The 12,241-nt window shown below is 72.5% G+C and carries 10 protein-coding genes; 7 read left to right on the top strand and 3 right to left on the bottom strand.

The window, feature by feature from the left end:
• Positions 1 to 251: 251 nt before the first annotated feature.
• Positions 252 to 1,274 (top strand): polyprenyl synthetase family protein, encoded by a 1,023-nt coding sequence (locus tag ACFXMF_RS31880; RefSeq protein ID WP_379989473.1) that lies wholly within the window; start codon positions 252 to 254, stop codon positions 1,272 to 1,274.
• 210 nt (positions 1,275 to 1,484) lie between these two features.
• Complete coding sequence (locus ACFXMF_RS31875) at positions 1,485 to 1,796, top strand: response regulator transcription factor (protein ID WP_380020890.1); 312 nt, start codon at positions 1,485 to 1,487, stop codon at positions 1,794 to 1,796.
• A 58-nt stretch (positions 1,797 to 1,854) separates the two neighbouring features.
• Here ACFXMF_RS31875 and ACFXMF_RS31870 read toward each other — a convergent pair whose 3' ends face one another.
• Positions 1,855 to 2,334 carry a methylglyoxal synthase gene (locus tag ACFXMF_RS31870; protein WP_360323227.1) on the bottom strand — a complete coding sequence of 160 codons (480 nt, stop codon included), beginning with the start codon at positions 2,332 to 2,334 and terminating at the stop codon, positions 1,855 to 1,857.
• 209 nt (positions 2,335 to 2,543) lie between these two features.
• Here ACFXMF_RS31870 and ACFXMF_RS31865 point away from each other — a divergent pair, with 209 nt between their 5' ends.
• The 3 genes from ACFXMF_RS31865 to ACFXMF_RS31855 are packed head-to-tail and all read left to right on the top strand — an operon-like array spanning position 2,544 to position 8,337.
• On the top strand, positions 2,544 to 4,961 hold the full coding sequence (locus tag ACFXMF_RS31865) for a WD40 repeat domain-containing protein (protein WP_360323225.1): 2,418 nt from the start codon (positions 2,544 to 2,546) through the stop codon (positions 4,959 to 4,961).
• A 38-nt stretch (positions 4,962 to 4,999) separates the two neighbouring features.
• A complete protein-coding gene (locus ACFXMF_RS31860) occupies positions 5,000 to 6,397 on the top strand; it encodes a hypothetical protein (protein ID WP_379989468.1) in 1,398 nt (465 codons plus the stop codon).
• Positions 6,394 to 8,337, top strand: coding sequence for a hypothetical protein (locus ACFXMF_RS31855; protein ID WP_360323221.1), 1,944 nt, complete (start codon positions 6,394 to 6,396; stop codon positions 8,335 to 8,337). The genes ACFXMF_RS31860 and ACFXMF_RS31855 overlap by 4 nt, the downstream gene beginning before the upstream one ends.
• A gap of 13 nt (positions 8,338 to 8,350) precedes the next feature.
• On the opposite strand, the gene ACFXMF_RS31850 is transcribed toward ACFXMF_RS31855, so the two are convergent.
• Complete coding sequence (locus ACFXMF_RS31850) at positions 8,351 to 9,640, bottom strand: MFS transporter (protein WP_379989466.1); 1,290 nt, start codon at positions 9,638 to 9,640, stop codon at positions 8,351 to 8,353.
• Positions 9,641 to 9,694: 54 nt separating this feature from the next.
• Here ACFXMF_RS31850 and ACFXMF_RS31845 point away from each other — a divergent pair, with 54 nt between their 5' ends.
• Entirely contained in the window at positions 9,695 to 10,666 is a 972-nt protein-coding gene (locus tag ACFXMF_RS31845; protein ID WP_360323217.1) for a DUF5937 family protein, read from the top strand.
• Between the two features lie 183 nt (positions 10,667 to 10,849).
• Here the strand turns inward: ACFXMF_RS31845 and ACFXMF_RS31840 are convergent, their stop codons facing one another.
• Positions 10,850 to 11,401: a carboxymuconolactone decarboxylase family protein gene (locus tag ACFXMF_RS31840; protein WP_379989464.1), complete on the bottom strand. Its 552-nt coding sequence runs from the start codon at positions 11,399 to 11,401 to the stop codon at positions 10,850 to 10,852.
• A 133-nt stretch (positions 11,402 to 11,534) separates the two neighbouring features.
• Here ACFXMF_RS31840 and ACFXMF_RS31835 point away from each other — a divergent pair, with 133 nt between their 5' ends.
• On the top strand, positions 11,535 to 11,891 hold the full coding sequence (locus tag ACFXMF_RS31835; RefSeq protein ID WP_360323213.1) for a helix-turn-helix domain-containing protein: 357 nt from the start codon (positions 11,535 to 11,537) through the stop codon (positions 11,889 to 11,891).
• Positions 11,892 to 12,241 lie beyond the last annotated feature (350 nt).

Here is a 12,241-nt window from a genome sequence, read left to right as displayed (position 1 = left end):
TGGGAGCGCGGATTCCCGTTCGGGTGGATGCGCGCCGGCGTGATGCTTCCGTGCCCGGCTGTCGGCGGCCCGCCGGGGTCTGTTGGGTTGGTCCGGGCGCCGGCGAGCGTCCGGAACATGCGTCGCCCCCATCCGCTTCGGCGCCCGAGGGGCCACGCTCCGGGGGCGATACAGGGGGTTCGCAAGCTGTGACCGAGACACCACAGGTTTCCTCGACGGCTCACAAGCGTCGATCGACCGGGCGGGCGCACATGACCGGCGCGCCTGCCCCGTACGAGTTGTCCGATCGGCCGATCGTGGACGTACCGGCGGTCCTGGCCGCCGAGTTCGCCCGTCGTTGGCCGCGATCAGCCGACGGCATGGCCGCGGTGCATCGGTACGCGCTGTTGCCGACCGGCAAGTTGTTGCGGCCCGCGCTGGTGATGTACGCGGCGCTCGCGGTCGGCGGCGAGGTCGAACACGCGCTGCCCGCCGCCGTCGGCATGGAGTGCGCGCACACCGGCAGCCTGGTGCACGACGACATCGTCGACGCCGACGAGGAGCGGCGCGGCCGGCCCTCGGTGCACGTCGCCTACGGTCCCGAGCGCGCCATCATCGCGGGCAGCAGCCTGTACTTCGCCTGGTTCCGCGCGCTCGCCGAATGTGCGCGCCACGGCGTGCCCGGTGAGCGCATCGCCCGCGCGATGACGGCGCAGGCCGAGGGCGGATACGCGATGTGTCAGGGCGTGTTCGACGAACTCGGCCTCGCCGGAGACCTGGACTGCCCGGTCGAGGACTACCTCACGATGGCCGGCGGCAAGACCGGCGCGCTGCTGTCCACGTCCTGCCGGGTGGGCGCGATCCTGGGCGGCGGGACCGACTCGGCAGTGGAGGCGCTGGGCGCGTTCGGGCGGCACGTCGGCCTGGCCTTCCAGATCCGCGACGACCTGCTCCCCTACGACGACGCATCCGCCGCCACGATGGGCAAACCCTCCGACAGCGACGTGTGCAATCACCGTCCGACGCTGCCGGTACTGCTCGCCCACGAACGCGGCAGCAGCCGGCAGCGCGCCGAGATCCGGCACGCCCTCCTGCACGAGAACAATCCGGCGACCGCGCTCGCCCGGATGCGCGCGCTGGTGGCGGTCACCGGCGCCGGCGCCGAGGCCCGAGCCTTGGCCGACAGCTACGAACGCAGCGCCCGGGACGCGATTTCCTGGCTTCCCGTCAACCCGTACACCGAGGTGCTCAGCCGCTGGTCCCGCCGGGAACCCGGCCCGCCCGCGGCCGGTTGACCCCACCGACCCGCACCCGCCTCCGTCGACCGACGCGACGACGGAGGCGCGGTCGATCGCTCTCTGCGGTCGATCGCTCCCTGCGGTATCGGCGCTCCCGGCCCGCACATCCCGGCGGCGCCGAAGCGGGATCGCCGCCGTCCCGCTCCCGGTAGGTTGGCCGGCACGAGCGGGCACGAACCGATCCCAAAGCCTGGAACTCACCCGAGAATGGCCCGAATCGCCGCGCTGGGTGCGGCGGGGCTCGAAAGGTTGACCGACGTGACGGACGGGCCCGAAGCGACAGCACTCCCGAAGGCGACCACGACCGGCACCGCGCATCCCGATCGGCTCACCGATCGTGAAGTGGAGGTGCTGACGCTGATCGCGAACGGACTGAAGAACGCGGAGATCGCCGGCACGCTGTGCATCGGCGAGGCGACCGTGAAGACACACATCAACAACGCCTTCGCCAAGATCAACGTGCGCAATCGAGCCGACGCGGTGCGCTACGCGTATCGCATGGGGCTGTCCCGGCCCTGAGCGTACGGTTCGGAGCGTACGGTTCGCTCGGGCGCCGGGCCGGCCTCGCCGCGCCGCCCTATGCGGCCAGCGGCGCGAACACCGGTGAACCGGGGCGATCCGGGTCGTCCGCGATCGCCAACAGCGGCGAGGTGATCACGAAGTCGGCCGTCGCCCGGTTGCAGGCCACCGGGATGTCCGCCAGGACCGCGAGTCGCAACAGCGCGCGCACGTCGGGCTCGTGCGGCTGAGGGCTCAGCGGATCCCAGAAGAACACCAACAGGTCCACGGCGCCCTCGGCGATCCGCGATCCGATCTGTTGGTCGCCGCCGAGCGGGCCGCTGCGGAACCGGATGATCTCCAGGTCGAGTTCGTCGGCGAGGATGCCGCCGGTGGTCCCGGTCGCGTACAGGCGGTGCCGGGTCAGGGTCTCGCGGTGGGTCCGGGCCCAGGCGAGCATTTCCGGCTTGCACCGGTCGTGTGCCACGAGGGCGATGCCGCGCTCGCGTTCGTGCGGGTGGTTCGGGTCGAGCAGGTCGTTCGGTCGGGTCACAGGCATCTCCGGTGTGCTGGGCTTTGGCATGCCCCCAGTCTCGCCGCCGCGTGTTGCGTCGGCGTGGCCGGGACATGACGCCCACAAGAAGACGAACCGATCATGTCGCCGGTCGGCCCGACCACCCACGGCGGGCCCGGCCGGCGGCGACATCCGGCGGGCCCGTCTTGGGCATTCGGCTGCGCGCCCGGTGTCGAGCCGGCCAGGATGGGCGGGTGGGCGGACCTTCGACGAATCTTCGGCACGCCGCGCCCGACCCGCGCGAGCGCCGACCGCGACGAGTCGCCGACGCGTTGCTCCGCGCCGCGGCGGCGGCCCTGCCCGCCGCGCCGAACCCGTATCTCGTCTATCACCTTCCCGAACACCTCGCGGAGGCCGGCACGTGGGACGAGGTCGCCGCGATGCCCGAGTTGCTCGACCGGCTCGACCCCACCTCGCTCGCCGCCGCCGCGCTCGGCTCGGCACTCGACCGGGACGAGGGGCTGCCCGCGGACGTGGTCGCGGTGCTCGCCGCCGCCAACTATCTCGACGAAGTGCCGGTGGCGGACCGTGCGTTCGCGCGGCAGGCAATGCTTCGCCGGTTCGATCCGGACCCCCCGCCGCATGCCCGGCGGCCGGATTCGAGCGGTGCGGGCGACGAGTGGGAGGTGGGCTGGAGCCGGGTGCGGCCCGCGACGGTGCATCGCACCCTGACCGAACTCTCCGGGTCGATCTGCGCTCTCACCGCCCTCACGTTGCGCGACAACGGGCCGGTGCTGGCCGGGATGAACACGAGCGGCACCGTCCTGGCCTGGGACGCCGACAGCGGACGGATCATCGGCCAGGCCCCGCCCGGGAACGGACTCGCGCACGCCTTGGCGGCGTTGCCGATGCCCGGTGGTCCGGTCGTCCTCGCCTTCGTCGACGACGATGCCCGGGTGTGTCTGTGGGATCCGCGCACGGGCGACCGGCTCGCCACACCCGGTCTCGACCGGGAGAACGACATACGTCACCTGGCTCCCATCCCGTTGCCCGACGGCACCACCCTGCTCGCGGTCACCGACCGCCTGGAACGAATCCGCCTGTGGCACCCCGGCACCGGCGACCTCCTGGACCTCCGGGACACCGAGCTGCTGCCGGCCTGCACCCTCGTGAGCGTGCCGTTGACCCAGGTCGCCACGTGTCTCGTGTTCGTCACTCCCGACGGACTGGTGCGCCGTCGGATACCGGACGCCCGCACCGCGGGGTCCGCCGACCCACCCGTCACCACGGCGATCCTGCCGCTCCCGAACGGGCAGTCCACGATCGCCACGGCAAGCCTGCGCGGCCTGGTACGACTGCACAATCCGTTCCGGGGACTCGGCGGCACGCTCTACCGCCGGGCCATGGACGCGGTGAGCGTACTGGTCACCCTGCCCATCGTCGGTCGCCCACCGCTGCTGGCCGTCGGCGATCGCGACGGAACGGTGCGGCTGCTCGACCCGATCGTCGACGACTCGTTCCAGCGCCGGATGACGGGTCACACCGCGGCCGTGACGGCGATGACCGCGATCCCGCAGTCGCACGGACGCTCGGCCCTGCTCGCGACCGCTGCCGACGACGGCACCGTGCGGCTGTGGTTTCCCGAGTTGCGCCGCTTCGCCGCGGCGGGACCGACCCCCCGGGAGGCACCGACGATTCCGGGCGCGATCACGGCGATGACCGCCGCGGTCGACCGGCACGGCGCCACCCGGCTGGTCACCGCCGGCCGGACGGGGGAGATACGTGTGTGCGATCCCGAGACCGGTCGAGACCCGACCTCGCGCATTCCGATCCGGCGGGAGTCGGATCCGATCACCGTGGTGATCCCACCATCCGCCCGACATCGAGTGTTGTCCGGAGTCACCCCGAACCTGGCCGTGTGCCTCTGGGATCCGCGTACCTGCCGACCGGATCGCGGCCCCGAGCACCAACGCACCCATCGGCGCTGGGACACGCTGCCGTGGGCCCGGTACCACAACCCCACCTTCGCGTCCGCGGCAACGCTCCCTTGGAACGCCGAACACAGCATGCTCGCCATCGCCGAGGTCTCGGGCACGGTGCACCTGTGGGAACTCGATCCACCCCGGATGCTGGACGTGTCCTTCGACAGCGGCCGACCGGACATCCATGGTCTGCTCCCGATCCCACGACCGGACGGACCCGCCCGGCTGGCGATCGCCCACCGGGGGACCGCGAACCTGACCCTGTGGGATCCCGAGGACGGATCGGCCCGGACCCACCGACTCCCCGAGGAGCTGCCCGCGACGAACCTGACCGCCGTGCCCAGGCCCGGCGGCGGCACGTGGGTCGCCGTCACCGGCATCGACAACGCGGTTCGACTGTGGGACCCGGCCGACGGCCGAACCATCCCGCGGCGGCTCGACGCCCACGTGCGAACCACCGTGACCGCCGTCGAACCGCTGCCCGCCCCCGACGGCGACACCCTGCTCGCGGTGGGCGACAGCGGGGGCCGGGTCCGACTCTGGGACCCGACGTCCGGGCGGGTGGCGCACGTACTGGCGGTCGGCGTGGAGGTGCTCGCGCTCGCCGCGCTGGGTTCGGATCTGGCGATCGGTGGGCGCGCGGGACTGTGGTTCGCGCGACGGACGGGAGTGGTCGCGTCGCGCGCTTGACGACTTCGGCCGGGGCTCGGGAAAGGACGAACAACGCGGTGCAGCCTGGAATCGGGGGGAAGATGAACGACGCGGTGATCGTGCTGCCGGGAATCATGGGCAGCGAGTTGGTGGAGGTGTCCACCGGGCGCACGTTGTGGGGACTGGCCGACGCCGGTTGGTACGCCCGGGCCTGGACCACCGGCGCCTCGCTGCGGGCGCTGGCGGTGACCGACGCGGAACGCGCCGGGCGGGCGGGCCGCATCCGGGCCACCCGGCTGCTGCACGCCCCGGCCTGGGCTCCCATGCTGCGCGGCTTCGAGCCGTACACCGCGCTGGTCCAGGCGGTCCGGCGCAGCGCCGCCGATCCCAGCGCCGTGCTCGAATTCCCGTACGACTGGCGGCTGTCCGTCGAGTACAACGCGGGTCTCCTGGCGATCGCCGTCCACGAGCACCTGCGTCGTTGGCGACGCCACCCGCTGGGCGGACCGGATGCGCGACTGGTGCTGGTGGCGCACTCGATGGGCGGCCTGATCGCCCGCTACTTCGCCGAAGTGCTGAACGGTTCGGCCGAGTTGCGTGCGCTGATCACCCTGGGTACGCCGTTCTTCGGCTCGGTCAAGGCGGTCCACCTGCTCGGCACCGGCACCGGGACGCCGCTCCCGCTCCCACAGACCCGGCTGCGCCGACTGGCCACCACGCTGCCCGGGCTGTACGACCTGTTGCCGTCCTACCGCTGCGTGGACGAGGGCTCCTCGATCCGTCGGCTGACCGCCGCCGACGTCGCGAGGCTGGGTGGTGACGAGTACTTGGCCGGCGAGGCGTTGGCCCGGCGCGAGCGGTTGCTCGGCGCGGGGTCGTGGGAGACGTTGTGGCCCGCGATCGGGGTGGCGCAGCCGACCATGCAGTCCCTGCTGCTCCGCGACGGCGTGGCCGAGCCGCGCCCGGTGACCTGCCGGACCGAGCCTGACGGCCGGATCGAGCGCGTCGATCGCGGCGGCGACGAGACCGTGTACCGCGAGGCGGCGTTCCCGGCCGCGGCCAAGCCGTTCGCCTTCGTCCAGACGCACGGCGCGTTGCCCGGCACGCGCGAGGCGATCGCGCACGTCTGTGCGGTCCTCGACCATCGGGATCTGGGCCCCGAACTCGCGGCCGACGCGCAGCCGTTGGCGTTGCACGTGGCCGACTCGGTGGCGGCCGGCACGGCGCTGGACATCGTGCTCGACGGGGTGGCCGACCCGGCCGCCGTGGATGTGCGTGTGGTCGACGTGGCCACCGGCGTGATGTTGCCGCGTGCGCTGCCGATGCCTCGGGACGGCCGGCTCATGGTGCGTCAGATCCTGCCGGTGGAGGGCCTGTTCCGGGTGCTGGCGAAGGCCGGCGGGCAGTCCGCGGTCACCCAGCTGGTCCTGGCGAGCGATCCCAGCGCGCCGTTCGACCCGGCCGAGGACGCGTGAGCGAGCGGCACCCGGGGCCGGCGTTCGACGTCTTGTCGGTGCCGATCGGTCGGTACGCGCACCATCCCGAGGTGCCCGCGGTGGAGGCGGCGGCCGAAGTCGCCGACCTGCTCGCGGGCCTGGGTGGTCGACACCGTCCGTGGTTGCCGGCGGACCCGATCCGCGACACCACGGCCGTGTTGGCGCGGTTGCACGAGTGGTCCGCGCCGCAGGATCCGCGCTGTTCGGTGCTGTACTGGAGCGGACACGGCGAGGCGCTGGACGGTGGTGCGTGGCTCGCGGTGTACAACACGGATCGGCACATCCGCTCGGGTGGCATCGGCCCGGAGACGTTCGCGGATCACGTGCTCCTGGAATGGCGGCGCCGCGCGGCCGATCCGGCGGCGTGGATGCTCGTGGTGATCGAGGCGTGCGGCGCGGAGCGCTTCGCGAACCTGGTCGCGTCCCGCCTCCTGGGGCACGAGTTCACCCCCGAGCGTTGCGCGATCATCGGCGTCAGCGAAGGATCCGGGGCAAGCCACCTGGGCCGTTTCGCCACCGTGTTGGCCGCGACGATCGAGGCGTACACCGTCAACGATCCGGTGCTCAGCCTCAAGGACTTCGTCTCCGCGTTGGAGGATCGGCTCGGCGACCACGGCACCGTGCTGTCCCTCAAACCGCATCTGGCACCGCCGATCCCCCGGCCGGCCCGCCCGCTGGCCCCGGTCGCGGCGCCCTTCGACGTGTATGCCGAACTGCTGCGCTACATCGCCGAGTTGTCACCGGACGAACGTGGCCATTTCCTGCCCAAGGCACAGGGTGCCGACGGTCTGGAACAGGGTGAGCCCGCGTGGTACTTCGTCGGCCGCGAGGCCGAGCGCGCGGCCGTCGCCCGCTGGTTGCGCGAGACCGGGCACGGGCTGCTCGCGGTCACCGGCCGGGCCGGATCGGGCAAGTCGGCGTTGCTCGGGCACATCCTGGTGCACACCACCCCGCGGCTGCGCGAACTGCTGCTGCGCGGCGGTGATCTGCGGCCCGCGCCCGAGGGGGAGTTCGGTGCGCCGGGAGACGAGATCCGCTTCGACGCGGTGATCCACCTGACCGGGACGACCGTGGCCGAACTGGTGCGCCGGCTGGCCGATGCGCTGGGCCTGGGCCTGCCGGTGACCGGGATCTCGGTCGGCTCGGATGTGGAGTGGCTGCTGACGGCGCTGGCCGGTCGCGAGAACACGTGCACGATCCTGGTGGACGCGCTCGACGAGGCACAGGAGCCGGTCACCATCGCCGGTTCGGTGCTGCGTCGGATGGCCGCGCTGCCCGGGATGCGGATCGTGGTGGGAACCCGGGCCTCCACACGCGAGGCCGTCGACGCGCACACCGAGGACACCGACCTGCTCACCGCGCTGGACGCGACCGGCACGCGCGTGGTGGTGACCCGTGATCGACACTCCGTCGGCGCATACGTGGAGCAACGACTGACCGCCGCCCGCGCCCGGGGCCGGCTCGCCGTGGACGACGCCACGATCACCTCGGTGGCCCGGCTGATCCGGGACCAGGACCGCGAGTTCCTGTACGCGCGCCTGGCCGTGCACGAACTGCTCGCACAGCCGGACCTGTTCGACCCGGACCGGGCCGAGGACCTGCGCGACCTGCTCTCCCGCGATCACCGGGCGTTGTTCGCGGTCGCGGTCGCCCGGTTGCGGGCGCGGGCCCGGACCGCCTATCCCCTGCTGGAGGCGCTCGCCGTGGCGCGCGGCCGGGGGTTGCCGCGCGCGGACCGGATCTGGGCGCTCGTGGCGAGCGCGCTCGACGAGGACCGGCCGGTGCACGAGGCGGACATCGACGATCTCCTGGTCGCCGCGTCGCCGTACATCATGCTGGACGCCGAACACGCGCAGAGCGTCTACCGTCTGGCCCACCGCACCTTCGCCGAGCACTTCCCGACCGGCGCCCCCGGTTGAGGAGCCGGCCCGGTCAGCCCTTCACGGCCGGCGCCTCGGGGCGCGCGCCGGCGGCCACCACCAGGGTCGGGCCTTCGGGAAGTACGCGCAGGGTACGCACCGGCGAGCAGAAGACCGGAAGGAAGCCCAGCGCCAGGCACGCCCCGCCGACCCACATCGCGGTATGCACACCGGCGAATTGGCCGATCAGCGCGGCGGCCACCGCGCCGATCGCGGAGGCCCCGGTGAGCAGGCAGCGGAAGGTCGCGTTCATCCGGCCGAGCAGCGCGTCGGGGGTCAGGCGTTGCCGCAGGCTGACCCCGAGCACGTTGTCCACGCCCATCTTGGCGGTGGCCAGGAACCAGCCGAGTCCGGCGACCACCAGCCACGGACCACGATCGATCAGCGGGATCAGCAGCCCGGCGGGGGCCAGGCACAGTCCGGCCAGGCCCAGCGTGCGGCCGAAGCCGAGCCGGCCGGAGATCGGCCGGGCACAGCGGGCGCCGACCAGGACGCCGAGCCCACCGAGTGCCAGATAGAGCCCCAACGCTCCTGCGGGAAGGTCGAGTTCCCGGACGAATACGACCGGCAGCAGCACGTTGACCAGTTGCGACCCGAAGTTGGTCAGCGCCGCGGTGCAGGCGAGGGCCCGCAGTTCGGGGCGGCGAACCACGTGACGCAGTCCCTCGGCGATCTCGGTCCGCAGCCGGCGTCGGGCGCCGCCGGTGACGGCCGGTGCGCCGTCCGCACGGATCCGGGCGAGCCCGAGGCCGGAGGCGAGGTAGCCGACCACGGTGCACACCAGCGCCACCGGGACCGCGACCAGTTGGATCAGGAAGCCGCCCGCGCTGCGGCCGGCGATGTTGGCGCTCGCCATCAGGCTGACCATCGCGGCGTTCGCCGACACCAGCGCCTCGCGACCGACCAGGTGCGGCAGGAAACTCTGCGACCCGACGTCGAAGAACACGGTGGCGCAGCCGTTGAGCAGGACCACGGCGTACAACTGGGGCAGGGTCAGCGCGTCCAGCCACCAGGCCACCGGGATCGAGCCGATCAGCGCGGCGCGGACCAGGTCGGCGACCATCATCACCCGGCGCCGGCGCATCCGGTCCACCCAGGCGCCGGCGGGCAGGCCGATCAGCAGGAACGCGACGGTGCCGAGCGCGGCGAGGGCGCCGACCTGGCCGGGGCTCGCGTCCAGGGCCGCGACGGCGATCAGCGGGACGGCGACGTAGCCGATGTTGGTGCCCAGTTCGCTGAGCGCCGCCGCGGTGAACAGCGTGCGGAAGTCGGCGATGCGCCAGGGGGAGTGCGGTTGGCTCATCCCTGCAGCCTGCCGGGCGGTACCGACGGCACCCAATCATTTAGCCTGGACTGAATGATCGAGATCGAGTTCACCCCGGAGGACGTGGCCCGCACCCGCTTCGTGATCTCCCCGCTGTGGGAGGTGATCGCGAGCGTGCGGATCCTCAAGGGTGCCGACGAAGCGGGCATCCACCGCGCCTGGACGGATCAGGTTCGTCCTCGGTTGGCCGCCGCGAAGGTGGATCTGACGCCGCTCACCGAGCTGATCCCGGTGCCGACCCGGGCCCTCGCGGGCTTCCTGTGCCCGCCGCCGACCACGCCGTTGACCTCGCTGGACGTCGAGCTGGCCACGCTGCGCGCCACGCCGCTCGAATTGCTGCGCACCAGCTCGGAGGTCGCGCCGGAGCGGATCGCCGCGCTGCGGGCGGACCCCGAGCGCGAGTTGGGGCGGTTGGCGGAAACGATCGAGGCGTACTGGGAGTTGGCGCTCGCGCCGTACTGGCCGCGGATCCTGACCTTGCTGGAGGGCGACATCCTCTTTCGCGCCCGCCGGCTGGTCGAGGGCGGCGCACGCGGCCTGTTCAACGACCTGGATCCGCAGGTGGCGTGGGACGCGGGCATGCTCCAGATACAACACCGGTTCGCCCGCGGTCGGCGCACGCTGGACGGGCTGGGGCTGCTGCTGGTGCCGTCCGCATTCGTGTGGCCGAGGGTGTTCTCGGTGCTGGACGGCCGCTGGCAGCCCACCCTGCGCTATCCGCCGCGCGGCATCGGCACGTTGTGGGATCCGCCGCGCACGCCCACACCCGACGCACTCGCCGGTGTCCTGGGCCGCTCGCGAGCCATCCTGATCGCCGAACTCACCACCCCGGCCTCGACCACGGACCTGGCCCGCCGAACCGGCCTGACCCCGGGCGGCGTCTCCCAACACCTGTCCGCACTGCGCGCCGCGGGCCTGGTCGCCGGCCACCGAATCGGCCGCGAGGTGCTCTACGCGCGAACCCGGGCGGCGGAAACCCTGCTCGGGGCGGCCGGATCGGGGTAGGTACAAGGCCGAGCGTCGGCTGTCCGCATCGACCCGCGCCGCGCGCCGGCAACCGCGCGCTGGGCTTGGGCTGCTCCCCCGCGCCCGCCGGCCTGCACCGAACGACCGGCGCGAGGGGAGGCCGCGATCACCGGCTTCCCGACCGAGGTCGAGGCCGGGCATCGACGGTAGCCGCGCGAGTGTTCACGCCTGCGGATACGGCGCGGCCCACTCCTCCGCCGGCAGGCGCAGGGCGTTGGCCACGTAGGCGATCGTGCGGTACCAGCCCGCCAGGACCAGGATCTCCACGATCTCCCGATCCGTGAACGCCGCCCGCAGTTCGGCCCACGTCGCGTCGGTGAGGTCGGCGCCGTCGTGCAGTTCGTCGACCACCTGCACCAGGACCGCCTGCCGTCCGGTCCACGCGCCCGCGTCGTCGAAGACGGTGGCCCGAAGCCGGCCCGGAGTCAGGCCGACCCGCTCGCCGAACACCTCGGCGTGCACGCCCCATTCGTAGGAACACCCGGCCCGGGCGCACACCCGCTGCACCACGATCTCCCGCTCGACGGCCGGCAGCGTGCCGTGCGCCAGCAACCCCGAGCCGACCACGCGCATCCGCGAGGCCAGCTCCGGGTGATGCTCCAGCACCCGGAACAACGCAAGCGGCTCACGGTCGCGAGCAGGCCCCATCCAGCGGGCCAACGCCGCCTCGGTTTCAGCGGCGTAGGGCGGCGACAACGGGGTGATCCGCGACATGGACGCGCTCCTGCACTGGCCGGGACGGCCTCTGGGCCGGGGCCGAGACGACCCCGCGCATGCTTCGCTTTCAGAAGCACTATGCTGCTTTTGAAAACGAAGCGCAAGGGGCGGAACGAAGGGCGGCGCACCCGTGGACGGCGAAACCGACGAGCACGCCATCCCGCTACCGGGCGGCCCGGTCCGCGGCTCGACCACCGGGCGCGCACCGATGGCCGCGCTCGACCTGCTCGGCCGGCGCTGGATCATGCGCCTGATCTGGGAACTGAGCCGCGAGCCGGCAGGCTTCCGCGCCCTGCAACGCCGCTGCGACGACATGTCCTCCAGCGTCCTCAACACCCGCCTACGCGACCTGGTCAACGCCCGAATCGCCACCCAGGACCCCAATGGCCACTACGAACTCACCCCCATCGGCGTGCAGTTGGTCGACGCCTTGAACCCACTTCTGACCTGGTCGACCACGTGGGCCCGGGAGCTGGAGAAGAACTGAACACGTCCGGCGATGCCGACGCACGAGGAGCGGAGGAATTGCTCGACCTCGGACGCGGGTGGACTTGTGCTCGGCGGGGGAGCGGGTGGGTGCTTTTGTTGGGTTCGCCGGGGGCTTTGCGGGTGGGTCGGGTGTTTGCGGATGTTTGCGGGTGGGTCGGGTGTTTGCGGGTGGGCCGGGCCGTTTCGGCCGGCGGTCGCGTCCTGCTCGGGTCGGGCACGGGTGGCTTTGTGTTAAACGGTCGGCGTGGATTGGCGGAGATTGACCCGGTCCCACGGTCACCGGCGGTCAGGAGCCCTGGGTTCCCCGGCGAGATGTGGGTGTTGCTTGCCGGAAAGGCGCTGGCAACG

The sequence above is a fragment of the Embleya sp. NPDC059213 genome (assembly GCF_042754445.1).
GTDB lineage: Bacteria > Actinomycetota > Actinomycetes > Streptomycetales > Streptomycetaceae > Embleya.
Note: the sequence above shows the minus strand (reverse complement) of the source record. Positions and strands in the feature narration are given on the sequence as shown.